Below are 23394 nucleotides of genomic sequence, written 5' to 3' on the forward strand. Positions count from 1 at the left end.
AATCAAAGACAATGTCAAAGCTTCGTCACCCATCACGTAGTCAGGTACTGCGCGACTATCTAGATTAACCCCAGATTAAATTAATGTGGAGAAACAAAAAAGCCCTTACGCGTTTATCGCATAAGGGCTTTTTTGATATACAACTAGTTTTTAGATTCAATCAACTTTTCTGATTCATCCTGAATCTTTGCGGCAATTGGCCTTAGCTTTTCAGCATATTCCTTGCCGTGATGAGCGCAGAACATGAGTTCCCCACCGTTTAGAAGCACTGCACGGACATAAGCCTGGGCACCGCAACGATCGCAACGATCTAGGGCGTTAAGAGGTACTGATTCAAGCAAAAACTGTTCCGACATATCTCTCTCCGTTTCCGTGTTCTTCTCTACGAGTAGGATTCCACATATATTTATTCTCCGCTTGTTGTTTTTAATCTTTTTTGCATAATTAACACTTAATTAACGCTGAGAGTCGACAATTTCCACTATCTGAGATGTGTTCGGCGCGCTTACGCACAAAAAAGGGGTGAGGAAGATAATCTTTCGCCCCATGGCCGAGAAAGATGCAATTGCGACCCCTTCGCAAGATAGCTATACCGCAAAAGATTTAGCGGTTCTTGAAGGTCTAGATGCAGTTCGCAAACGCCCCGGAATGTATATCGGATCAACCGATTCACGCGGGCTCATGCACTGCCTATGGGAAATTATTGATAACTCTGTCGATGAAGCACTTGCTGGTCATTGCAAGAAAATTGAAATTAATCTTGAATCAGATGGTTCCGTTGAAGTCCATGATGATGGTCGCGGTATTCCTGTGGATAAGGAACAAAAGACTGGTTTAACTGGTGTTGAAGTTGTTCTTACAAAATTACACGCTGGTGGAAAATTTGGTGGCGGGTCATACGCCGCCTCAGGTGGACTGCACGGTGTGGGTGCATCTGTTGTGAACGCACTTGCTTCACGCCTTGATGCTGAAGTTGATCGCGATGGCAAGATTTACTGGATGTCATTCCAACGTGGAACTGCAGGTATTTTTGATGGCGATGGCCCCAAGGCACCCTTTGAACCAAAATCAGGTTTGCGAGTTATTGGAAAGATTTCATCTAAGGTAACTGGAACACGTATTAAATGGTGGAGTGATCGCCAGATCTTTTTGAAAGAAGCAGAGCTAGACCTAGAAGAAATCTACGCACGTGCTCGTCAAACATCATATTTAGTGCCTGGATTAACGCTGATTGTTAATGACAATCGCACTAAAACAAAGACAACTGAAACCTTCTTCCACAAGAGCGGCATTACTGAATACTGTAATTATTTGCAGCCAGATGAGGCTGTTGGCGATGTCATTCGTATCTACGGCACCGGTCACTACCAGGAAACAGTTCCTGTGTTAGATGACAAGGGCCATATGGTTTCTACTGAGGTAGAGCGCGATATGGAAGTTGATATCGCGATGAAGTGGGGCAATGGCTTTGAGACGACTCAGCGCTCATTTGTAAACATTATTGCTACACCTAAGGGTGGAACTCACGTACTGGGCTTTGAACGCTCACTTGTTAAGGTGATCAATGAAGCGTTGAGATCGACTAAAACTTTGGCTAACAAAGAGGCGGATGTCATCAAAGATGACATTCTTGAAGGTTTAACCGTCGTGATTACAGTTCGTATGTCTGAGCCACAGTTTGAAGGACAGACAAAGGAAGTTCTAGGAACTGCAGCAGCCACACGAATTGTTTCAGCCGTTGTTGCAGACAGGATGAAGGAGTACTTCAACACCACAAAGCGCATTGATAAGGCAAATGGTCGCCTTGTTCTTGAAAAGATTGCAGCAGCATCTCGCACACGTATTAGTGCTCGTGCTCACAAGGATCTGCAGCGTCGCAAGAACGCACTGGAATCTTCATCTCTTCCTACAAAGCTCTCAGATTGCCGCTCAGAGGATGTAACACGTACAGAGTTATTCATCGTAGAAGGTGACTCAGCACTTGGCACAACCAAGGCTGCGCGTAACAGCGAGTTCCAAGCGATCTTGCCTATTCGAGGCAAAATTCTTAATGTGCAAAAGGCATCGCTATCGCAGATGCTTGAAGATAAAGAGTGTGGATCAATTATTCAGGTAATTGGCGCAGGTTCTGGAAAGTCTTTTGAATTAGATGAAGCACGCTATGGCCGCATTATTTTGATGTCAGATGCTGACGTTGATGGCGCGCACATTCGTTGTTTGTTATTGACCCTGATGTATCGCTACATGCGCCCACTAATTGATTCAGGCCGGGTATTTGCTGCAATTCCACCTCTCCACCGCATTGAAGTAATGGGCGGGGGAGGCAAGAAGGGCGAATACATCTACACATATAGTGATGATGAGATGAAGAAGGTAACAGCAGATCTTAAAAAGACAGGCAAGCGCTGGAAGGAACCAATTCAGCGTTACAAAGGCCTGGGCGAGATGGATGCAGATCAGCTGCGGGAAACAACTATGGATCCAGATGCCCGTACGTTGCGTCGAATTACCGTTTCAGATGGCGCAGCGTCGGAGGCAATGTTTGAACTATTAATGGGTAGTGATGTTGCACCGCGCAAGGAATTTATTGCCAACGCTGAGATAGATCGTGAGCATATCGACGCTTAGTCAATAGAGACTAAGTCGAAGTACTCCTCTTTCCACAAATCCTCATCACCATCTGGTAACAAGATAACGCGCTCTGGTTTTAGCGCTTGCACAGCGCCTTCATCGTGAGAAACCATGATGACTGAACCTTGATACTCAGCAAGTGCGCCCAAAATTTCGGCGCGTGATGCTGGATCTAAGTTGTTCGTTGGCTCATCAAGAAGTAAAACATTGGCAGCAGAAACAACCAGAACAGCTAACGCTAAACGTGTTCGCTCTCCACCTGATAAAACTTTGACAGGTTTGTGAACATCATCGCCAACAAAAAGGAATGAACCCAATGTGTTACGGGCTTCTGGTTCACCAATATCAGGAGTTGCAGACATCATGTTCTCTAAGATCGTGCGTTCAAAATCAAGTGATTCATGCTCCTGGGCGTAGTAGCCGATCTTTAAACCGTGACCGTGTTCAACTTTTCCAGTATCTGATTCCAGTTCACCAGCCAAAATACGAAGCAGCGTTGTTTTGCCCGCACCGTTAAGTCCAAGAATTACAACACGAGAACCCTTATCAATCACACATGAAACATCGGTAAAGATTTCAAGTGAGCCATAGTTCTTTGATAACTCTTCGCCAGATAGTGGAGTCTTGCCACATGGGGCAGGGGTTGGGAAGCGAAGCCTTGCAACCTTGTCTGCGACTCGAACATCATCAAGGCCGCTTCTAAGTTTTTCAGCGCGACGTAACATGCCTTGGGCTGCAGTTGCCTTAGATGCCTTTGCGCGCATCTTCTCGCCCTGCTTCTGCAAAATCTCTGCGCGCTTTTCTGCGTTGGCGCGCTCTTTCTTACGGCGGTGTTCATCCTGCTCACGCTGTAGTAGGTAGGCCTTCCACCCCAAGTTATATACATCGATGCAGTTACGGTTGGCATCTAGGTAGAAAACCTTGTTAACAACTGTTTCAATCAAGTTCACATCGTGGGAGATAATTACTAATCCGCCAGAGTACTTAGAGAGAAATTCGCGCAGCCACACAATCGAGTCAGCATCTAAGTGGTTAGTTGGCTCATCCAGTAGCAAAGTCTCTGCGCCACTAAAGAGAATACGAGCTAGCTCAATACGGCGGCGCTGACCACCAGAAAGAGTTGAAAGTTCATGACCAAAGACAGCCTCTGACACACCAAGGGAGGTTGCAATTGCTTCTGCCTCTGCAGTTGCTGCGTATCCTCCGGCAGCAGAGAACTCTGATTCAACGCGGCCATAGCGCTCCATCGCCTTTTCAAGTGCTTCACCTTGGGCAGTTGCCATTTCCTCTTCAACTGCGCGCATACGCGAAGCAATTTGATCAAGATCTCTAGCAGAGAGAATGCGATCGATTACTGAGCCAGGTGCATCACCGGTTCGTGGATCTTGGGGGAGGTAACCGATTTTTCCTGTGCGATTTACGGCCCCACCTGCTGGCATGTTTTCACCAGCTAATACTTTGGCAAGAGTTGATTTACCAGCACCGTTTCTACCCACAAAACCAATGCGGTCGCCACTATTAATACGCACAGTTACGCCTTTAACTAAAAGGCGCGCTCCTGCACGTAATTCGAGGGCTTGGGTTGAAATCACACCCAAGTCTATCGGCTGGGTTTAAGCAGCACCAATTCGAGTGCGTCGGGCTGTAGCAAATGACTTACCAACAGCAGTTAATTCATCAGAAACCTGAGTTTTGATTGCATCTTCGCTCTTGAGTAACTTTGTGAGCACTGCAATAACAGCCTTTAACTCCTTTTGTTCAGTTTCAAGTTCAATCTTGCTCATCTTTGTTAAACGACGAAGAGGCATATCCAAGATATATGTTGCTTGCTCATCATTTAACTTGAAGTCTTTTATCAACTTATCTTTAGCTTGGGCTGCATCATCGCTACCGCGAATGATTTTGATGACCTTATCGATATCGATAATCGCCTTGAGCAATCCATCAACAAGACCCAGTCTGTTTTCAGCTTTTGCCTTGCGGAACTCAGAGCGGCGACGAACAACTTCGATGCGGTGATCAATAAAGACTCGGAGAAGCTCTTTGAGGCCAAGTGTTTGTGGCTTGCCTTTGACCAATGCAACTGCGTTGATAGCAAATGCATCCTCCATTGGGGTGAGTGCATACAACTTCTCTAGAACCTTTTCAGGCTCAAAACCATTTTTTATCTCAATAACAACGTTGGTGCCAGTCTGACCATCAGAAAGATCAATGATGTCGCTGATTCCTTGAATCTTTTTAGCTTTAACAAGAGCTGCGATGCGCTCAACAACCTTTTCAGGCCCGATTGTGTAGGGCAACTCCTTGATGACAATACCCATCTTGCGAGATGAGACCTTTTCAATTTCAACAGATGCGCGGACCTTGAAAGATCCTTTACCTGTTGAGTACGCCTCACGCACACCATCTAGTCCAACAATTTCACCACCAGTTGGAAAATCTGGGCCAGGAATAAACTTCATTAACTGCTTAATAGTTGCAGTTGGATTTTCAATCAAAAACTTAGTTGCAGCAATTACTTCGCCAAGGTTGTGTGGTGCCATGTTTGTTGCCATACCAACGGCAATACCTGAACCACCATTAACAAGCAGGTTTGGATATGCAGCAGGCAAAACAACTGGCTCTGATAGCTGACCGTCATAATTTGGACCAAAATCAACTGTGTCTTCATCTGCTTCTGCAACCATTGACATTGCAGCAGGTGCCAAGCGTGCTTCGGTATAACGCATGGCGGCAGGGCCAGCATCTAATGAACCAAAGTTTCCGTGACCATCAATGAGCGGTAATCCCATAGAAAAACTTTGTGCCATGCGAACAAGTGCGTCATAGATTGCACCATCACCGTGAGGGTGCAACTTACCCATTACTTCGCCAACAACACGTGCGCTCTTTACATGTCCGCGCTCTGGACGAAGACCCATATCTGCCATCTGATGCAAGATGCGACGGTGAACAGGCTTTAAACCATCTCGTGCATCAGGCAGTGCGCGTGAATAAATTACAGAGTATGCATATTCAAGAAAGGAATCAGAAACTTCCTTGGAAACATCGATGTCAACGATCTTTCCTGGATATTCACCGGGCTTTGGGCCAGCGGGTTTCTTACCTTTAGCCGCAGATTTCGCGGGAGTTTTTGCAGTTGCCATTGGGGCATTCTGCCAAGAGTAAGCGTTAATTTAGGGGAGGGCGCGCCCCAACTGATGAAACACACTTTGCAGCAAGGGCTGCACCTGCCGTGAGGGCTTGAGTTAAATCACTAGTTTCTAGCCACTTTGGAATAAAGCCAGCGGCAAATGAATCTCCAGCACCCGTTGTGTCGACAACATTGGTTGTTACCGCCGGAACCTTTGCAGAATCATTTCCATTGACCGCCATCGCACCCTTTGAACCGAGTTTGATAACTACAAGTGGTGTGTACTTTTGAAGATTTCTTTCTGCTTCTACAAGATCCTTTGTGTTTCCAAGGTATAAAGCCTCTTCTGAATTAAGCAAGATGCCATCCACCATCGCTACCCATGAGAGAGCCTCTTCCAATGAAACTATCTTCATCGCACCAGTTGTTGTTGGATCAAAAAAGATTGGCTTTCCTGCAGCTTTAATTATCGTGATCATGTCAATAACCGCTTCTCGGCTACGGAAATCAAGGAGGGCGTACCCTGAAATATAAACACCATCAATGTCATCTAGTGGTGGCAAATCACTCACTTCAAGATCAGCATTGGCTCCATTGTCCGGAAACATTGTGCGCTCACCATTGGCATCAACCAAGATGACAACAACACCTGTTGGGCGACCACTATGCATCAAATTCAGGTGTTCCACACCGTATTTATCAAGATCTGAAATCAGTGCAAAACCCACTGGATCATTGCCTGTTCTGGCAACTAGGTGAGATTGTGAATTTGTGCGGGTAATCCAGGTTGCAACATTTGCTGCTTGTCCGCCAGGGTGGCTAGAGATCTTGCTGGCGGTGTCATTGCCGTAGTTGATGGGCTCTTTGAGTTGTGAAATAACATCGAGAGCTAAATCGCCAATGCACAGAATCTTTTTCATCGAAGCGCCATCGCAATCTGGGCAGCTAACAAACAGTTTGACTTAATAATTTCAGTATTAATAGCAAGTGATTCACCCTTTGAGGCGGTATGAAAATGCTCCAGCAAGAAAGGCGTGACTAGCTTTCCATCAATTCCTTCACTCTTTGCTCGTGCTAATCCACTTGCCAAAATTTCATCATGGCGAGCCTTAGCCATCTCTTTGAGGACAGGGTTTGCAACAACTAATGCTTTGAAGTGAGTTGAAACAGCTGTGCGAGCTCGGATGATTGCTGCGATTTCTTCAGGTGAATCAACACGGTGTTCAAGTGTGTATCCAGAATCTGTCAGGTAAAAGCCAGGAAATGCGTTGGTCTTATAGCCCACAACTCCAATTGCAAGAGTTTCAAGGCGCTCTAGCGTTGCATGAACATCTAAAATTGATTTAACTCCAGCACAGACAATGGTCATATCAAGTTGAGATAGCGCTGTTAGATCTGCAGATTCATCAAATGATTCATTGGCACCGCGGTGCACGCCACCAAGGCCACCTGTTGCAAAAATGTTAATTCCAGAAATGGCTGCGATATGAGATGTTGCTGCAACTGTTGTTGCTGCAGATTTTCCTTGAGCCACAATGATTGCTAAGTCGCGAATAGATGCTTTTGAAATGTCATCACGATTTGCGATCGCCTCTAGCTCTGGGCGTTCAAGGCCAACTAAGACCTTGCCATCTAGCAATGCGATCGTTGCCGGAACCGCTCCTGCTTCTCTGACGATTCGTTCGCATTCAAGAGCAACTTCAAGGTTTGAAGGACGTGGCAAACCATGGCTAATAATTGTTGATTCCAGTGCAACGACAGGCTTTTTGGCCTTGAGTGCATCAGCAACTTCAGCTGAGAACTTAATAGCCTTTTCCATAGCCAAACTCTAGTGCACAGTCGTGGGAAGATATCCCCGTGCATTTGTCCCAGGTAACGCCATCGATCTTTTCTTCCCTTGGCCTTGAAAGTGCAGTTGATCACTTAGCTGTGGGGCAATCGCCAATGGGCCGCGAACTTCTTTTTCTCATTGATGGTTTTGGCTTTGACACACTTGCTACGTATGCCGATGTAATGCCAACGATGTCACGTATGTTTAACCACGGACGCATACAAACAGCCTTTCCTTCAACGACTGCAACATCCCTTGCAACGCTAACAACCGGAGAATTACCTGGCGCTCACGGAATGTTGGGATACACCGTGCAAGTTCCGCGCAGTGGTGGACGATTGCTCAATGCACTCAAGTGGGATGAGCGCGTTGATCCTGAAAATTGGCAACCGATAGAGACCTTGTTTCAGCGAGCAACGGCTGCTGGGATCAATGTGACACATGTTGCAGCAAAGCGATATGAAAACTCTGGATTTACACGAGCTGTTTTCCGTGGAGCACAGTACAAAGGTGCAAACCTTGTTGCTGATTTAATCAGCGAAACAAAGTTAGCTTTGCATAAGTCGCCATCATTTGTTTACTTATATGTCAATGATTTAGATACCGCTGGCCACTCCGATGGCGTGAGTAGCGAGAAGTGGATAGCAGCGCTGACGATGATCGATCAGATGGTGTCGCAGTTGATGAAAGAGGTTCCTAAGGGCACACGCATCTGGGTTACATCTGATCACGGCATGATTAATGTTGAAGAAAAGATTGTTATTGGGGTTGATAATCCATTGATGCAAGGTGTCAGCGTTGTTGCAGGTGAACCTCGTGCTCGACACATTTATTTAGATTCTGATTCACCTACAGCACGCGCAGAGACAGCCTCACTGTGGCAGGAGTACTTACAGGACAAAGCACTTGTGCTAACCCGCGAACAAGCTATTTCTAACAACTTATTTGGGGCAGAGGTAAGTGCAGATGCCTTTGATCGCATGGGTGAGGTAATTGCAATTGCACGTGGGGGGTTAGTTCTACTTGATGCTGATCGCGTGGATAAAGAAGGCGCAATGGTGGGCCACCATGGAGCAGACAGCGATATTGAATCGCAGGTTGGATTACTAACAACTACTTTGAGTTAAGAGTTACTTATCCTCTGGCTTAATGCCGAACATGATTTCATCCCAGCTTGGGACCTTTGCGCGTGCAGTAATTCCATCACGAGATGCCTCATCATCTGGCTCTTCGCGGATAACTGCTAAGCGTGGAACTTCGCGAATTTCTTCGACGATGTCTTCAATTTCTTCTTCGGTTACCTCTTTGCGGAACTCGCTATAGACATCAATGATGCGACGCTCGGAGGGGTGAGAAGCCTCAGTTGGCACTAACCCTGGTGTTGGAAGCTGACGGGGAGCAGGCTCATCACCCATCATCCAACGTGCATTCTCATCCATGGATACGACGGTGCGAAGGGTCGCATCAAAGTTCCATTGTGCAATACCAACGCCTGTGTTGTTGGGATAGTGAAGTTCGATTGTCCATGTGCCATCTTCTAAGCGCCATGAGTCCCAAGAAAGTTCTGATGAATCAATATTGCGTGGTGCAAGACGAGAGATGACAACACCAAGAAGTGTTACTGCTTCGCGCCCACCTTCTTTGCGAATTGCGATCTGTTGGGCTTGATCAATGATGTAGATGCGCTCTGAAAGAATTGGACCTGCGAAACGTTCAATCTTTTCAATTGAAATATTATTATCACGAGCAATTTGTTCTGCAGTTTGTCCGGCACGCAGCAATCGCTGAACCTCTTTGATGGAAACTATTGGTTCATTTGTTGTTGGAACTGACATGAGTCGTTGCTGATTAACTGTTGCACGCAATGTATCGCTCACGCGGACGGTGAACTCATTACCGTCATTGTCATGTAATGAAAGATGCAGACCATCATCGGTCTTTCCATTTAGTCGTAACTCAGTCACGAGCACGAGGGTAGTCGATGAGGGCCTTATAAGTGCTGAAGTAAGGCAGCGTGGCTGCACATGCCGCGATCATGAATCCCAGGGGTACCCAAAACGCAATCTCTGCACCAAAGCGATCGATGATTTGACCCGACAGTGCGCTAGAGATCGCACCGCCCAACGGCATTCCAGCAACGACCCAGGTCAATGTTTCAGTAATTTGATCTGCAGGAACTGCGCCCTCTGCAACTCCGTATGCGTTAATAACCAGGGGTGCTACTGCAAATCCATTAAAGAATAAAGCAACGGATAGCCACACCAAGGAGTGTGTAAATAACATTGGAACTGAAAGTAAGGTCAAGGCAAATAAGAAGATTAGGAATCTAGAAGCACTTGAAAGCTTCCACTTAATCGTTCCATTGATAATGGCGGCAATGCCACTTCCAAACGCCCACACTGCCAAAAGAATTCCCGACATGCTCTCTTGCCCTCTTTGATCGGCAAATGCAACGGTGACAATTGCAATCGAACCAAAGAATCCACCAAGAAGAGTTGTAACAAGAACAACGGCCTGAACCCGCTTATTTCTAATAACTGCTGGGTGAGGATCAATAATGCGCTTAGGCGTGGCAGGAGGCTCTGTGGATTTTTGCATCACAAATAGTGGGACACCGATGAGAACAAAGATGATGCCGGAGATAATTCCGGCAGCAGGTGCAATTGTTGTCGCACACGCGGTAACAATGATCGGCCCAAGAATAAAGACAACTTCATCCATGATGGCTTCAAAGGAGTAAGCGGTATTTACTAGGTGGCGATCTTGTTCATCGTCGGCGGTACTTGTTTTATCTGGGCTAAGGATGTGTAGCCAGCGCCGGCGAACTAATCCACCAGTATTAACTGACATTGATTCGGCAATAATGATTGTTACAAACCAGGTCCAAATTGGAGCGTCGTTTAAAACTAAAACCGTAAATAGGGAAAGACCTAAAACCTTTATGGGAATAACACGCACCAGCATTGCACTTTGGCCAATACGATCTGCTACGCGCGACCAATGAGGTGTTGCAATAGCCATAAAAACTGATGCTGTTGCACTGAGCGCCCCAGCTAATGCATAGGAATCGCTAACTGCTACAACGATGAAAATAAGTGCAAGTGAATCCATTGAGATGGGCATACGAGCGATTACCCCAGGAATTGAAAATCTCATCGCCCCAGGCGTGCTGATTAAAGTTTTATATCCTGAGAACATAGGCAGGAGTCTATCTCGCGGTTAGACTGCAGCTATGACTGATACTCAGCAATTACTTGATCTAGCCCTAAAGATTGCGCGTCAAGCCGGTGATTTGCTAATGGATCGTCCTGCATCGTGGGATCTGACAATGAAATCAACTGCAATAGATATTGCAACACAAATGGATCTGGCATCAGAGAAGTTAATTGTTGAAAGTATTTTGGCAGCTCGTCCTGATGATGGGATTATTGGAGAAGAAGGTGCATCACGTGAAAGTAAAAGTGGTGTTACTTGGGTGATTGATCCAGTCGATGGCACCGTTAATTACTTCTATGGATTACCAGGTTGGGCTATTAGCATTGCGGCAAAGGATGAAAGCGGAACCTTGGTTGGCGTCGTGCACTCACCAACAGTTAATGCCACCTGGCACGCCTCAAAGGGTGGGGGAGCCTTCCTTAATAATGTGACAATTGCATGTAATGACCCCATTGAACTAAACCGCGCGCTACTGTCTTCAGGTTTTGCATATGATGTTAATAATCGCATTGAACAGTTAAAGATTGTTAATGCTTTGTTGCCACAGATTCGAGATCTTCGCCGTATTGGATCTGCAGCAGCAGATATTTGTCATGTGGCCACGGGAATGGTTGATGGGTATTTTGAAACAGGGTTGTATGAATGGGATCTAGCTGCCGCAGAGCTCATCGCTCGAGAAGCAGGAGCAACGGTGACCACCCGCCCATGGCATGGTTTGAATCTGACTGTGGCAGCTGGGCCTCACCTATTTGCCGCCCTTAACGCTCAGATCCCCGAGTGATCTAAGCCGTTTTCACCGATTTACGCTCAAGCCATCCTCTGTGGCACAATACGCAGTCTGCACCGCCAAAGCGTGTGCTTAATAGAAATGACAAAAGGATCCGAATATGAACATTCTTGACGCCGTAGATGCAGTATCCCTGCGCAAAGACATCCCACAGTTTCGTGCCGGTGATGAGCTCAAGGTCCATGTTCGTGTTATCGAAGGTAACAAGAGCCGTCTTCAGGTTTTCCAAGGAATCGTTATCCGTCGTCAAGGCGATGGCGTTCGCGAAACTTTCACAATTCGTAAGGTTTCTTACGGTGTTGGTGTTGAGCGTACTTTCCCAGTTCACACTCCAGTTATTGAAAAGATTGAGCTAGTAAAGAAGGGCGAAGTACGTCGCGCCAAGCTGTACTACCTACGCGATCTTCGCGGTAAGGCTGCAAAGATTCGCGAAAAGCGCGATGGCGTTGAAGGTTACGGCGATGGAATTCTTTCTACACCAGAACCAGTAGTAGTTGTCGCGCCAGTTGTCGAAGCACCAGTTGTCGAAGCAGTTGTCGAAGTACCAGTTGTTGAAGCAGTTGTTGAAACTCCAGCTGAAGCAGTTGTAGAGACACCAGTTGTTGAAGCTGTTGCTGAAGAAGCAACTGAAGCCCCAAAAGCTGAATAATCTCTTCAATGCGCAAAAAGGGATCGCTCCTTAGGGAGCTCCCAATCCTTGTTGTTGTAGCACTGGTTGTTTCGCTATTCATAAAAACCTTTGCTGTTCAGTTTTTCTATATTCCTTCTGGTTCAATGGAAAACACACTTCAGATCAAAGATCGAGTTGCGGTGAATAAAGTTCCATTTATTTCCAAAAACATTAGCCGTGGTGATGTCGTTGTATTCCGCGATCCTGATAATTGGCTCCCTGAAATCGTCGATTACGACACCAACAAGTATGTAGCTAAAGCAAAGAGCGCATTAGTGGCAGTTGGAGTACTTCCAAACCCTACAAAGCAGTACTTGGTTAAGCGTGTTGTAGGTGTAGCAGGTGATCACATCGTGTGTTGTACAAAGGGTGGCAACTTAACTATTAACGATGTCGAAGTCACTGAGCCATATATTTATGCGGGCAATAAGCCATCTGAAATGAAATTTGATGTGACCGTTCCTGAAGGAAAGATCTGGGTCATGGGCGATCACCGCGGTGCAAGTGCGGACTCTCGCTATCACCAAGAAGATATCAATAAAGGGTTTGTTCCTCTTTCAAGGGTGACAGGACGCGTAGTTGCAGTCATCTGGCCATTTAAAAACATTACATATCTGCCAAAAGTGGATGTATTAAAGAAGTAACCTGGTGAAGGTTATAGAGCAGATATTAGCAAACGCTGGAATTTCACCGATTGCAGGTGTTGATGAAGCTGGTCGCGGAGCATGTGCTGGTCCATTAGTTATTGCATCCGTTGTCTTGCATGATCCATTCGCTCCTGAGTTAGCTATGGTGCGTGATTCAAAAGAAATTCCTGAAAACAAGCGAGATGCTGTTTTTGAATTGATTCAAAGTATTGCAGCATCTGTGAGTGTTGTAATCGTTCCGGCAGCAGAAGTTGATTCACGTGGTGTGCATGCAGCAAATCTTGATGGAATGCGAAGATCGGTCCAAGGATTGGGCGTGGAACCTGCATATGTATTAACAGATGGCTATGCGATCGAAGGCTTAGGAGTTCCAAATTTGGCTGTGTGGAAGGGCGATCAAGTTGTAGTTTCGATTAGCGCCGCATCTGTGATTGCAAAGGTAACTCGTGACCAAATCATGCGCGAGCTAGATAAAGAGTTTCCACTCTATGGATTTGCTGGGCACAAGGGATACATCACCGCCGCTCACACTAAAGCCCTGAATGAACATGGGCCATGCGCCGAGCACCGCACCTCTTTTGCCAATGTTGCAGCACTCATCCACAAGTAAGTTGTAACAAGGAGTTTGCTGCCAGGGGATCTGCATTAATTGGACCCATGAGCATTCACAGTAAAGTAATAATTGATGAGTATGAAGCGCGCTTAACTCTTTTTTCAGCAATTGAACCAGGACATACGGGCTGGAGCCAAGAGATTCAGCGCGTTGGCGCGGTTATGGTTCTGCAGGGATTACTTTGCGGACAATACAACTCTCAATCCTGTTCGAAACTGCTTCAAAAAATTGAGCAGACAAACTTTGAAACGCTCCAAACTGCATTACAGGTGAGTGATTCTGAGTTCATCTATCCAGGACATGCACTGTGGCCACACCAGGTAGATCAACTAGCAAATCCACCCATCGGATTAATTGTTAAAGGTGATCTTTCACAGCTGAGCCAGAAATCAATTGCGATAGTTGGCACACGAGAGCCCAGTGGCTACGGACAAGAAATGGCAGCTGATTTTGCAACAGCTTTTGTCAATCAGGGCTGGAATGTTGTCAGCGGGGGAGCTCTAGGAATTGATACCTGCGCACACGTTGCAGCACTTCAAGCATCAGGCAAAACAATTGCTGTTATTGCATCAGGAGTTTTAGTTGATTATCCATCCTCGAATTCACGGTTATTCCAAGCAATTAGTAAAAATGGAGCGATTGTCAGTGAAGTCATGCCCTATGTTCATGCTGCGCAAAATCGATTCTTAACTCGTAATCGATTAATTGCTGCTCTATCTTGTGCCACTCTTGTTGTTGAAGCCGCGCATAGAAGTGGCTCTCTGCGCACTGCGCGCGATGCCGCCGATCTCATGCGACCAGTGATGGCTATCCCAGGACAGCTGAACTCATTAACTAGCCAGGGTTGCCATCGCTTAATCGCAGAACGTGCTGCAGAGATAGTGACTTCGGTCCACGATGCCGTGGAGTTTGTCGGAGTTAATCAATGAGAGAATAAGCCCATGAGTGATTTCCGTTCGGGCTTTGTGGCCATTGTTGGCCGCCCAAACGTTGGTAAATCAACTCTGATTAATGCTTTAGTAGGTAGCAAGATTGCAATTACCTCACACCACCCCAACACCACTCGCACAGCAATCCGTGGAATCGTTCACGGTGATAGTTTTCAAGCAGTCCTTGTTGATACCCCAGGAGTACACAAACCAAAGACATTGTTGGGCCAACGGCTTAATCAGGTAGTTGATCAAAGTATGGATTCAGTCGATATTGTCATTATGTGCATTCCAGCTGATGAAACATCAGGTGCTGGCGACACATTTATTGCCCAAGAAATAGCAAAACACCGAGGTGCTAAAAAGTTTGCAGTAATTACCAAAACAGATCTCATTGCAAAGGAAAAGCTTGCAATTAGATTATTAGGCATCATGAAGATTGCTGAAGGATTTGTCTGGGATGAAATCATTCCTGTTTCTGCTGCAATCCATGATCAAGTTGATTTACTCAATGAATTAATTGGTAAGAACCTGCCTTCTGGTCCTGAGTACTACCCAGCTGGCACAACAAGTGACCAAGCGATTGATCAGATCATCTGTGAATATATTCGTGAAGCAGCCCTCCAAGATGTGCGGGAAGAGTTGCCCCACAGCATCGTTGTTACTATCGATGAGTTTGGTGAGCGCGAAGAAAAGGGCTCACGCCCCTTTTATGATGTTCATGCAACTATCCACGTAGAGCGAGACACACAACGAGCAATTTTGTTAGGACATCAAGGCGCACGATTGAAGGAAATTGGTATTCGTGCGCGCGCAGATATCGAGCGTGTGTTAGGTGCCAAGATATTTCTTGGACTACACATTAAGGTTTCAAAGGAGTGGCAGAAAGATCCCAAGCTGCTTGCAAAGTTAGGCTTTGGCGAAAAGTCCTAAGCTGTTTTTTTACTTGCCAAGTAAGAACCAACAAGCACCAAAGGCAATCCCACAATAATTCCAACTGTTAGTGGTTCACGCAGAATAATCACACCTAATAGAACTGCGATTGCGGTATTTAAGTAGGTAACAAGCGAGCCGCGTGCAGGCCCGATTTCAGCCATCACCTTAAAGAATAAGATAAAGGCGATGGCGGTGCTAAACACGCCAAGTGCGATTAGAGAGAGCGCCGAATTCATAGAAATACTCGATGGCCATTGGGCGATAGCAACAGGTGCCCAGAAGACAGTCGTAATCGCCATGGCTAAGCCATTAATTGCTATTCCATCAACTAGTGGCAAATTGCTAGTGACCATGATGACGGCGTAGGCGTAACCCATTGATGCCACAATCACCATGGCAATTGATAGAGGATCGCTGTTGCCTGACAAACTTTCAATTCCAACAACCAGGATTAAACCGATAAACCCAACAACAATTCCAAAGACTCTCTTGAACTGCCAGACTGAATGATCACCACGAAGAGAGGTGATGATGGTGGCAAAGATCGGAACAGTTGAAACAAGCAATCCCGCTAGCCCTGAATTAATCTTTTGTTCTGCTGTAGTAATTAGGATCCAAGGACCGATCATCTCCATTAGCGCGTAGAAGGCAACGTATTTGAACCCTAGGACCGCCCCACCAAATTTCTTGCGGTAGATAGCGATAGGAATCAAGATTGATGCACCGATTAATGTGCGACCTGCAACGACAGCTGCAGGAGGGAAATCTTCAACGGCAACCTTCATCAATAGATATGGGATTCCCCAGAGCAGGCCAACTAAGGCAAAGTGAAACAAGGATTTACGTGTCATTACGGCTTAATCACCAGTTCTGCGTATTATTTTTTAATTCGCGGTATCTCATCATGACTTCGGGTGTTGCTTCACTGTTGTGATGTGAAACTTCACCTAAATCCCAAGATGGCATACTACCAAGAAGTGCCCACGCTGCTTGCTTGGCAGCACCATCAGCAACATATTCATTGGCAGGTGGGACCAAAACTTCGCGACCAAATAAAGCACTGGCAATAACTGGAACTGCTGGATTTTTTGCAGCGCCACCAATGAGCAGAATTCGATTCACTCCAACACCCAATGCGACAAGTGCATCAACAGCATCTGCCAGGCCAGCCAACATGCCTTCCACCATTGCACGGGCAAAATCTTCAGGATTTGAATTATTAAGGTTCATGCCAGCAAAGACGCCGGTTGCCGTGGGACGGTTTGGTGTTCGCTCGCCTTCAAAGTACGGCAAGAGTGTTAATCCATTGGCACCAGGCTTTGCTGAAAGAGCAAGTTGTGCAACTTCATCATGGGTTTTGCCAAGGATGCGACATGCCGCATCTAATATTCGCGCAGCATTTAATGTGCAGACAAGTGGAAGATAGCGCCCCGTTGCATCTGCAAATCCAGCAACGGCGCCACTTGCATCATGGGTTGGTGTGTCAGAGACAGCAAATGCAGTTCCACTTGTCCCGAGTGAAACAACCACATCCCCGGGTTGTGCCTGCAGACCAAGGGCAGCGCCAGCATTGTCACCAGCACCTGCTGCGATCGGAGTTCCAGATGTTGTTGTGCCACCAAATTTATCAGGGCCAATGATTTGAGGAAGTGAAAGTTCTTGATCATGCTTGAGTGCTAAACGAATAATGTCTTCGCGGTAGTGAGAGGTGCTGGGATCGAAGTAGCCAGTACCTGATGCATCACTTCGATCTGTAAACAAAGTGTCAAAGTTTTTGCCACCTTGTAACTGCCAAGACAACCAATCGTGGGGGAGTGCAATGGATGCAACCTTGGCTGCATTATCTGGTTCATGATCTGCCATCCAACGAAGCTTTGAGGCGGTAAATGATGCAAGTAACTTTGATCCAACCTTGCGCGCCATTTCGGCGTCGCCACCTACTTCAGTATTTAAATCGTTGGCTTCTTTTGCAGAGCGTGTGTCATTCCACAACAGTGCTGGGCGAATAACTTCGCCATTAATATCTAGTGCGACCATTCCGTGCTGTTGACCTGCAATTGAAATCGCTTGAACATCATCTAAATTGCCAGCTTCAGCGATCGCGGTATGTAATGCACTCAGCCAATGCTTGGGATCGACCTCAGTACCGTCTGGGTGGGATGCGCGCCCCTGGCGCACAAGTTCGCCTGTATTGGCGTCACGAATAACGACCTTCACAGATTGAGTCGAAGAGTCCACGCCGGCGATGAGTTGTCGATTAGCCATGGGGGAAGGCTAGACTGTTCCAGTCAGCGTTGACCACAGGTGGCGGAAAATTTAAGCCACCTAATCAAACAATAAAATTGTTGGAGTAAATCATGCGTATTGGTGTCCTCACTGGCGGCGGCGATTGCCCTGGTCTTAATGCAGTTATTCGCGCGGTAGTTCGCAAGGGTGTTAAAGAGTACGGCCACGAGTTTGTTGGATTCCGTGATGGATGGAAGGGACCTTTAGAGGGTCTGACCATGCCTTTAAATATTGAAACAACCCGCGGCATCTTGCCTCGAGGAGGAACGATTCTTGGTTCATCACGTACTAACCCATTTAAGATCGAGGGCGGCGTAGAAAAGATTAAGGAAAACCTCGAAAAAGCTGGCATTGATGCGTTGATCGCAATCGGCGGCGAAGACACTTTGGGTGTTGCAACAAAGCTTCACGCTCTTGGCGTCAAGGTGATTGGTGTTCCAAAGACCATCGATAATGATCTGAACAACACTGATTATACATTTGGTTTTGATACCGCAGTCAATATCGCAGTTGAAGCGATCGATCGTCTTCACACAACCGCTGAATCACATCACCGTGCATTAATCGTTGAAGTAATGGGACGTCACGCAGGTTGGATTGCTTTGCATTCAGGTCTTGCAGGCGGTGCGGCATGTATTTTGATTCCAGAGCAGAAGTTCTCTGTAGAGAAAGTGTGTGAATGGGTTGAATCTCGTTTCAAGTCTCACTACGCACCCATCATCGTTATTGCAGAAGGTGCAATTCCTCAAGATGGTGACATGATGGTGAAGGATCAAACTCTTGATTCATTCGGCCATGTAAAGCTTGCAGGAATTGGTGACTGGCTAGCAGGTCAGATTGAAGCGAGAACTGGCAAGGAAGCACGCACATCTGTCTTGGGACACATCCAACGTGGTGGATCTCCAACAGCATTTGACCGAGTTCTTGCTACTCGCTTTGGACTCCATGCAATCACTGCCGCTCACGAAGGTGACTGGGGCACAATGGTTGCCCTGCACGGCACAAACATTGCTCGTGTGCCTTTGGCCTCTGCAACTGAGAAGCTAAAGACTGTTCCTCTAGAGCTATACAAGGAGGTAGAGATCTTCTTTGGCTAATTGCCTCGCGCGATTACTTTCGAACTCTCTACACTTTCCCAATGAGCACACACTTAGACTCTCTGTTTACACCTGGACTTGTTGCTGCCCAGCAACCAACCTGGCCAGGTGGACCAGAGGGCGAGCCAGTTAAAGCTGCGGTAGCACAACTTAAAGCGTTGCCACCACTTGTCTTTGCTGGTGAATGCGATGATTTGAAAGCTCGGATTGCGCTCGCTACAGAAGGAAAAGCATTTTGGTTACAAGGCGGAGATTGCGCAGAAACTTTTGTAGCAGCAACAGCTGATTCAATCCGAAACCGCATTAAAACTATTTTGCAGATGGCTGCAGTGCTGCAGTACTACTCAAGCTTGCCGGTTATCAAGGTGGGTCGCATGGCTGGCCAGTTTGCTAAGCCACGCTCCAATGATTTTGAAACCCGTGGTGAGGTCACACTTCCTGCATACCGCGGAGATGCTGTCAACGATATTGAATTTAATGAAGCTTCTCGCACACCAGATCCACAACGTTTAGTTCGCGTCTATAACACCTCTGCTGCAACTCTTAACTTGGTGCGTGCCTTTACCCAAGGTGGTTTTGCAGATCTTCGCCAAGTACATGAATGGAACAAAGGATTTATCCGTGATTCCAAAGTCGGCGAGCGATACGAACAAATGGCCAATGAAATTGGTCGAGCTCTAGCATTTATGAAGTCTGCCGGTGTTGATCCTGCAAGTTTTAAATCAGTAGATTTCTTTGCAAGCCACGAAGCGCTCATCATGGAGTATGAAAAGGCGTTAACTCGTATTGATTCACGCACAGGAGATGCCTACGATGTTTCAGGACACTTCATCTGGATCGGTGAGCGCACACGTCAACTAGATGGCGCTCACGTTGATTTTGCATCAAAGGTCCGTAATCCAATTGGTATCAAGCTTGGACCAAAGTCCACAGTTGAAGATGCACTTGCATTAATCGACAAGCTAGATCCAAACCGCGAACCAGGACGCATCACTTTTATTACACGTATGGGTGCCAAGAACATCCGCCAAATCTTGCCAGCTCTAGTTGATGGTGTAACAAAGTCTGGAGCAAAGGTTTTGTGGGTGTGCGACCCAATGCACGGCAATACTTATGAAGCACCAACGGGCTATAAGACTCGTAGTTTTGATGATGTAATGGATGAAGTTAAGGGATTCTTTGAAGTTCACAAGGCGCTAGGCACACATCCAGGCGGAGTTCACATCGAACTTACCGGCGACGATGTTACCGAGTGTGTTGGTGGAGGAGAAGAGATTTCCCACGAGGATTTGGCATCACGCTATGAGACAGCGTGCGATCCTCGCCTTAACCATGCACAGTCTCTAGAACTCGCATTTTTAGTTGCTGAAATGTTGCGCGATCGCTAATTTTGGACAGTGCCGCTTTTAATCACTTCACACAAGACCCCTGTTGGCACCCTTAATCTCTTGGCAGATGATCAGATTCTGATCGGTGCCAACCTCTCTACTGTTTCGGCACTAAATGCCGGCGGTGAAGTAAAGATTGTTAAGTCAATTCCAGTTATCTCAGATCTGATTAACGATTACTTTGATGGTGATTTAGCTGCGCTCAACGGTATTCAAGTCAGACAACCGGGGGCAGCATTTTCTCAAGCTGCATGGAAAGCAATGCGAAAGATTGCTCCAGGAAAAACATTTTCTTATTCAGATTTAGCAGAAAAAGCAGGCTCACCTGCAGCGGTTCGTGCAGCGGGAAGTGCGTGTGCAAACAATGCAATCATGCTCGTTGTTCCTTGCCACCGTGTTGTTAAAACTGGGGGAGCGTTAGGAAATTATGCCTATGGTGTTGATAAGAAGCAGTGGCTCTTAAGCCACGAGGGCTTTCTTTAAGATTTCTATTGCCTCAGTGCACTGTGCATCATCAAAATCTAAATGAGTTACTAAACGCGCATACTTAGGACCCAAGGCGCTAATCCATAGACCAGCATCACGGCAACGCTGCGCAAGTTCTGCCGCGGTAATGGGAAGTGCCGCAAGATCAAGACCAACGATATTTGTGTGAACTGTTGTTGGATCAATCAATGAAGAATCAATTGCAGCGATTGCTTTTGCAAGCTCTTGTGCACGGCGATGATCTTCAGATAAGCGATCGATATTGTTATCAAGTGCGTAGTGAGCACCTGCTGCTAGTAAACCGATCTGACGCATTCCGGCACCGTAACGCTTGCGCCACACACGAGCCTTTGCGACGCGATCCTTTGTAGAAAGCATCACTGAGCCAACTGGTGCGCCTAATCCTTTTGACAGACAGACGCTGATGGTGTCGAAGTACTTTCCATACTCTGTAAGTGAAACTCCTGATGCAATGTGAGCGTTCCAGATGCGAGCACCATCTAGGTGAAGTGCTACTCCAATCTCATCTGCGCCTTTGCGAAGTGCTGCGATTTCAGTAATTGGTTGAACTGTTCCGCCACCAAAGTTATGTGTGTTTTCCACAGCGATCGCAGTTGTTGAAACAAGGTAGGGACCACTGTTTGGGCGAGCAATCTCAAGGGCATCAGCTGCCTTTAACAGGCCGTTCGTTGCAGGAAATGTGCGTGTAGTAATTCCACTAAAGACAGCGGCAGCACCTAGTTCAGCGCGAACAATATGGCTATTTGTCTCTGCAATTAACTCTTCCCCGGGTGCAACCAACATACGGATAGCTAATTGATTGGCAAGGGATCCAGTGGGCGTGAAGACACCGGCTTCTTTGCCAAAGAGCGCGGCTACTCGCTCTTCAAGTGAATTAACTGTTGGGTCATCGCTATAGACATCATCACCAACAGGAGCACTTGCAATCGCCTCACGCATTGCTGCAGATGGGCGGGTAACCGTGTCGCTTCGAAGATCAATTGCCATGGTCCAACCTTACTTCTGTTCTTTCAGAACTATTAAATACATGGCTACTACTACCAAGATTCCGCCAATGGCAGTCTGAAGTGTCAACCGTTCTCCGCCTAGCAAGATTGCAAATAGGGCAGCAAACACAACTTCCATGGTCAAGATGACTGCCACCTTGGTAGCACTCATGTGTGCCTGTGACCACGTTTGGACGATGAAAGCTACAGCTGTGGCAAAGACTGCTGTAAAGATAACAACGCTCCACACTCCTCTATCGGGAGGAAGTGAGTAGCCCTCGATTGCAGAGGCTAACCCGGCAAGAATTGCACACATCGTTAGTTGAATAACTGTCATTGCGTAAACGTCACGGCCCGAGGACCATTTGCTTAAAGCAATAATGTGCGCTGCAAAGAGAACGGCACTTGCTAAGACAAACATTTCACCAATACCAACAGAGAAGCCACGTATTGATAGAAGACCTAAACCAAATGTTGCAACTGCAATGCAAAACCACGTGAACTTAGTAATCTTTTCTTTTAATACAAATGATGCAATCAATGGAGTCAAAACCACGTATAAGCCGGTGATAAAACCGGTGATAGCAGCCCCTGTTCTTTCCAATCCAAGAGTTTGGGCGATGTAGCCAAGACCTAGGAAAATTCCTGCTAATCCACCTCGTTGCAGTAAATCCTTGTTAAAAAGTTTGATTGTTTGAGGACGAATCAAAATCATCACAATCACAGCTAAGGTGAAACGAGTGAAAAGGAAGTTATTTACACTTTGGCGTTGGATAGCATCCTTCATCACAACAAATGAGAGTCCCCAAGCAGCCGATACCGTGAGTAGCGCCCAGGGGGCAAGTTTTAACTGCAGTTGATGGCGAGCAGACATTAGCCGCGCAATTTCTTAAGTAGTGCAACTTCCTTGCCGTGCTCTAGCTCCATGCCTGGTGTTTCAAGAATGAGGGGAGCGTTAGCTACTGCTGGGTGGTCAAGTAATTCTTTGAAAGGATCAATACCGATGTGGCCTTCACCAATATTTTGGTGGCGATCCTTAAGTGCTCCGCACACATCCATTGAATCATTGGCATGGACTAACTGGAATCGCTCGATGCCAGCGATTTCAACCAGCAAATCTATAGTTGCTGTCATTCCGCCTTTAACTGAAATATCGTGGCCTGCAGCAAAGACATGGCAGGTGTCTAGGCAGATTGCCACCTTTGGGTGATATTCAAGAGCCTTCAAATACATCGCAAGATCATCTAACTTCTTAACCAGTGATTGACCTTGTCCGGCAGTTGGTTCAAGTAAAAGGTATGGAGCATCATCACCGAGTGCGTTAAGAATTGGCATCATGCCTTCATGAATCTGCTTCCATGCTTTTTCAACATGGTTCACATCAACTGCAGAGCCTGTGTGGATTACAACGCCGAGTGCGCCGATATCTGCCCCGCGCTGTAGTGAGTACTTAGTTGATGCCAGAGAGTTTAAGTACGTTGCCTCTGTTGGTGAACCTAAGTTAATTAAGAAAGGCGCGTGAACATAGGTTTCGATATCTAGTTCAGCGGCCTTGATCTTAAAAGCTTCATCTAATTCTGGTTTTGCCTCTGGCATCGCCCATGTGCGTGGACTTGATGCAAATACTTGGATTGCCTCTGCACCAATTTCTTGGGCATATGCAATTGATCGCTTTACCATTCCGCCAGTAGTAGGGGTGTGGGCACCGATACGAGGTTTCTTAACTGGCGTAGGCAT

23 protein-coding genes are annotated in these 23394 nt (G+C 46.6%); 11 read left to right on the plus strand and 12 right to left on the minus strand.

Annotated features, from left to right (window positions below; all coding sequences use genetic code 11):
- Window positions 1–143: 143 nt before the first annotated feature.
- Window positions 144–356: a DUF7455 domain-containing protein gene (locus tag AC9UEY_RS01630; protein WP_509536841.1), complete on the minus strand. Its 213-nt coding sequence runs from the start codon at window positions 354–356 to the stop codon at window positions 144–146.
- A gap of 190 nt (window positions 357–546) precedes the next feature.
- Between AC9UEY_RS01630 and AC9UEY_RS01635 the strand changes: the two genes are divergently transcribed.
- Entirely contained in the window at window positions 547–2628 is a 2082-nt protein-coding gene (locus tag AC9UEY_RS01635) for a DNA gyrase/topoisomerase IV subunit B (RefSeq protein WP_509536844.1), read from the plus strand.
- Here the strand turns inward: AC9UEY_RS01635 and AC9UEY_RS01640 are convergent.
- Genes AC9UEY_RS01640 through AC9UEY_RS01655 form a run of 4 tightly spaced genes read right to left on the minus strand, consistent with a single transcriptional unit; the run spans window position 2625 to window position 7583 of the window.
- Entirely contained in the window at window positions 2625–4223 is a 1599-nt protein-coding gene (locus AC9UEY_RS01640) for an ABC-F family ATP-binding cassette domain-containing protein (protein WP_509536847.1), read from the minus strand. The two genes, AC9UEY_RS01635 and AC9UEY_RS01640, sit on opposite strands and share 4 nt — an antisense overlap.
- Window positions 4224–4244: 21 nt before the next feature.
- Window positions 4245–5777 carry a DNA gyrase/topoisomerase IV subunit A gene (locus AC9UEY_RS01645; RefSeq protein ID WP_509536850.1) on the minus strand — a complete coding sequence of 511 codons (1533 nt, stop codon included), beginning with the start codon at window positions 5775–5777 and terminating at the stop codon, window positions 4245–4247.
- Between the two features lie 25 nt (window positions 5778–5802).
- Window positions 5803–6684, minus strand: a complete 882-nt coding sequence (locus tag AC9UEY_RS01650) for a carbohydrate kinase family protein (protein WP_509536853.1) — start codon at window positions 6682–6684, stop codon at window positions 5803–5805.
- Window positions 6681–7583, minus strand: coding sequence for a pseudouridine-5'-phosphate glycosidase (locus AC9UEY_RS01655; protein ID WP_509536856.1), 903 nt, complete (start codon window positions 7581–7583; stop codon window positions 6681–6683). The genes AC9UEY_RS01650 and AC9UEY_RS01655 overlap by 4 nt, the downstream gene beginning before the upstream one ends.
- Before the next feature lie 38 nt (window positions 7584–7621).
- On the opposite strand from AC9UEY_RS01655, the gene AC9UEY_RS01660 reads away from it, so the two are divergent.
- Window positions 7622–8722, plus strand: coding sequence for an alkaline phosphatase family protein (locus AC9UEY_RS01660; protein ID WP_509536859.1), 1101 nt, complete (start codon window positions 7622–7624; stop codon window positions 8720–8722).
- 3 nt (window positions 8723–8725) lie between these two features.
- On the opposite strand, the gene sepH is transcribed toward AC9UEY_RS01660, so the two are convergent.
- Together sepH and AC9UEY_RS01670 are read right to left on the minus strand one after the other, a co-directional pair.
- The gene (sepH, locus tag AC9UEY_RS01665; protein WP_509536862.1) at window positions 8726–9559 is read right to left on the minus strand and encodes a septation protein SepH; all 834 of its coding nucleotides are present in this window, start codon (window positions 9557–9559) and stop codon (window positions 8726–8728) included.
- Complete coding sequence (locus tag AC9UEY_RS01670; protein WP_509536865.1) at window positions 9552–10793, minus strand: MFS transporter; 1242 nt, start codon at window positions 10791–10793, stop codon at window positions 9552–9554. Before AC9UEY_RS01670 ends, sepH begins: the two co-directional genes overlap by 8 nt.
- A gap of 34 nt (window positions 10794–10827) precedes the next feature.
- Between AC9UEY_RS01670 and AC9UEY_RS01675 the strand changes: the two genes are divergently transcribed.
- The 6 genes from AC9UEY_RS01675 (at window position 10828) to era (ending at window position 15390) form a co-directional block, all read left to right on the plus strand.
- Window positions 10828–11592, plus strand: coding sequence for an inositol monophosphatase family protein (locus AC9UEY_RS01675; RefSeq protein ID WP_509536867.1), 765 nt, complete (start codon window positions 10828–10830; stop codon window positions 11590–11592).
- Window positions 11593–11698: 106 nt separating this feature from the next.
- Window positions 11699–12247: a 50S ribosomal protein L19 gene (gene rplS / locus AC9UEY_RS01680; protein ID WP_509536870.1), complete on the plus strand. Its 549-nt coding sequence runs from the start codon at window positions 11699–11701 to the stop codon at window positions 12245–12247.
- 8 nt (window positions 12248–12255) lie between these two features.
- Window positions 12256–12912, plus strand: a complete 657-nt coding sequence (gene lepB / locus AC9UEY_RS01685) for a signal peptidase I (protein ID WP_509536873.1) — start codon at window positions 12256–12258, stop codon at window positions 12910–12912.
- Between the two features lie 4 nt (window positions 12913–12916).
- Window positions 12917–13525, plus strand: a complete 609-nt coding sequence (gene rnhB, locus AC9UEY_RS01690; RefSeq protein ID WP_509536875.1) for a ribonuclease HII — start codon at window positions 12917–12919, stop codon at window positions 13523–13525.
- A gap of 47 nt (window positions 13526–13572) precedes the next feature.
- Window positions 13573–14457, plus strand: a complete 885-nt coding sequence (dprA, locus tag AC9UEY_RS01695) for a DNA-processing protein DprA (protein WP_509536878.1) — start codon at window positions 13573–13575, stop codon at window positions 14455–14457.
- Between the two features lie 12 nt (window positions 14458–14469).
- On the plus strand, window positions 14470–15390 hold the full coding sequence (gene era, locus AC9UEY_RS01700; protein ID WP_509536881.1) for a GTPase Era: 921 nt from the start codon (window positions 14470–14472) through the stop codon (window positions 15388–15390).
- Here era and AC9UEY_RS01705 read toward each other — a convergent pair.
- Window positions 15387–16244: a DMT family transporter gene (locus AC9UEY_RS01705; protein ID WP_509536884.1), complete on the minus strand. Its 858-nt coding sequence runs from the start codon at window positions 16242–16244 to the stop codon at window positions 15387–15389. The genes era and AC9UEY_RS01705 overlap by 4 nt on opposite strands.
- A gap of 10 nt (window positions 16245–16254) precedes the next feature.
- Entirely contained in the window at window positions 16255–17658 is a 1404-nt protein-coding gene (xylB, locus tag AC9UEY_RS01710) for a xylulokinase (protein ID WP_509536887.1), read from the minus strand.
- A gap of 92 nt (window positions 17659–17750) precedes the next feature.
- Here xylB and AC9UEY_RS01715 point away from each other — a divergent pair, with 92 nt between their 5' ends.
- Genes AC9UEY_RS01715 through AC9UEY_RS01725 form a run of 3 tightly spaced genes read left to right on the plus strand, consistent with a single transcriptional unit; the run spans window position 17751 to window position 20647 of the window.
- Window positions 17751–18776 carry a 6-phosphofructokinase gene (locus tag AC9UEY_RS01715; RefSeq protein ID WP_509536889.1) on the plus strand — a complete coding sequence of 342 codons (1026 nt, stop codon included), beginning with the start codon at window positions 17751–17753 and terminating at the stop codon, window positions 18774–18776.
- 41 nt (window positions 18777–18817) lie between these two features.
- Window positions 18818–20164, plus strand: coding sequence for a class II 3-deoxy-7-phosphoheptulonate synthase (locus tag AC9UEY_RS01720; RefSeq protein WP_509536892.1), 1347 nt, complete (start codon window positions 18818–18820; stop codon window positions 20162–20164).
- Between the two features lie 9 nt (window positions 20165–20173).
- Window positions 20174–20647 carry a methylated-DNA--[protein]-cysteine S-methyltransferase gene (locus AC9UEY_RS01725; RefSeq protein ID WP_509536895.1) on the plus strand — a complete coding sequence of 158 codons (474 nt, stop codon included), beginning with the start codon at window positions 20174–20176 and terminating at the stop codon, window positions 20645–20647.
- On the opposite strand, the gene AC9UEY_RS01730 is transcribed toward AC9UEY_RS01725, so the two are convergent.
- The 3 genes from AC9UEY_RS01730 to AC9UEY_RS01740 are packed head-to-tail and all read right to left on the minus strand — an operon-like array spanning window position 20624 to window position 23394.
- Window positions 20624–21658, minus strand: coding sequence for a threonine aldolase family protein (locus tag AC9UEY_RS01730; RefSeq protein ID WP_509536898.1), 1035 nt, complete (start codon window positions 21656–21658; stop codon window positions 20624–20626). The genes AC9UEY_RS01725 and AC9UEY_RS01730 overlap by 24 nt on opposite strands.
- A 9-nt stretch (window positions 21659–21667) precedes the next feature.
- Window positions 21668–22531 (minus strand): DMT family transporter, encoded by an 864-nt coding sequence (locus AC9UEY_RS01735; protein ID WP_509536901.1) that lies wholly within the window; start codon window positions 22529–22531, stop codon window positions 21668–21670.
- Entirely contained in the window at window positions 22531–23394 is an 864-nt protein-coding gene (locus tag AC9UEY_RS01740) for a deoxyribonuclease IV (RefSeq protein ID WP_509536904.1), read from the minus strand. Before AC9UEY_RS01740 ends, AC9UEY_RS01735 begins: the two co-directional genes overlap by 1 nt.

The organism is Candidatus Planktophila sp. (assembly GCF_040402275.1).
GTDB lineage: Bacteria > Actinomycetota > Actinomycetes > Nanopelagicales > Nanopelagicaceae > Planktophila.

Excerpts from the sequence above, each read along its gene's own strand:
- AC9UEY_RS01630 (WP_509536841.1), bottom strand. The coding sequence starts at position 356 with ATGTCGGAACAGTTTTTGCTTGAATCAGTACCTCTTAACGCCCTAGAT.
- AC9UEY_RS01635 (WP_509536844.1), top strand. The coding sequence starts at position 547 with ATGGCCGAGAAAGATGCAATTGCGACCCCTTCGCAAGATAGCTATACC.
- AC9UEY_RS01645 (WP_509536850.1), bottom strand. The coding sequence starts at position 5,777 with ATGGCAACTGCAAAAACTCCCGCGAAATCTGCGGCTAAAGGTAAGAAA.
- AC9UEY_RS01650 (WP_509536853.1), bottom strand. The coding sequence starts at position 6,684 with ATGAAAAAGATTCTGTGCATTGGCGATTTAGCTCTCGATGTTATTTCA.
- AC9UEY_RS01655 (WP_509536856.1), bottom strand. The coding sequence starts at position 7,583 with ATGGAAAAGGCTATTAAGTTCTCAGCTGAAGTTGCTGATGCACTCAAG.
- AC9UEY_RS01670 (WP_509536865.1), bottom strand. The coding sequence starts at position 10,793 with ATGTTCTCAGGATATAAAACTTTAATCAGCACGCCTGGGGCGATGAGA.
- AC9UEY_RS01675 (WP_509536867.1), top strand. The coding sequence starts at position 10,828 with ATGACTGATACTCAGCAATTACTTGATCTAGCCCTAAAGATTGCGCGT.
- rplS (WP_509536870.1), top strand. The coding sequence starts at position 11,699 with ATGAACATTCTTGACGCCGTAGATGCAGTATCCCTGCGCAAAGACATC.
- lepB (WP_509536873.1), top strand. The coding sequence starts at position 12,256 with ATGCGCAAAAAGGGATCGCTCCTTAGGGAGCTCCCAATCCTTGTTGTT.
- dprA (WP_509536878.1), top strand. The coding sequence starts at position 13,573 with ATGAGCATTCACAGTAAAGTAATAATTGATGAGTATGAAGCGCGCTTA.
- era (WP_509536881.1), top strand. The coding sequence starts at position 14,470 with ATGAGTGATTTCCGTTCGGGCTTTGTGGCCATTGTTGGCCGCCCAAAC.
- AC9UEY_RS01705 (WP_509536884.1), bottom strand. The coding sequence starts at position 16,244 with ATGACACGTAAATCCTTGTTTCACTTTGCCTTAGTTGGCCTGCTCTGG.
- xylB (WP_509536887.1), bottom strand. The coding sequence starts at position 17,658 with ATGGCTAATCGACAACTCATCGCCGGCGTGGACTCTTCGACTCAATCT.
- AC9UEY_RS01715 (WP_509536889.1), top strand. The coding sequence starts at position 17,751 with ATGCGTATTGGTGTCCTCACTGGCGGCGGCGATTGCCCTGGTCTTAAT.
- AC9UEY_RS01720 (WP_509536892.1), top strand. The coding sequence starts at position 18,818 with ATGAGCACACACTTAGACTCTCTGTTTACACCTGGACTTGTTGCTGCC.
- AC9UEY_RS01730 (WP_509536898.1), bottom strand. The coding sequence starts at position 21,658 with ATGGCAATTGATCTTCGAAGCGACACGGTTACCCGCCCATCTGCAGCA.
- AC9UEY_RS01735 (WP_509536901.1), bottom strand. The coding sequence starts at position 22,531 with ATGTCTGCTCGCCATCAACTGCAGTTAAAACTTGCCCCCTGGGCGCTA.
- AC9UEY_RS01740 (WP_509536904.1), bottom strand. The coding sequence starts at position 23,394 with ATGCCTACGCCAGTTAAGAAACCTCGTATCGGTGCCCACACCCCTACT.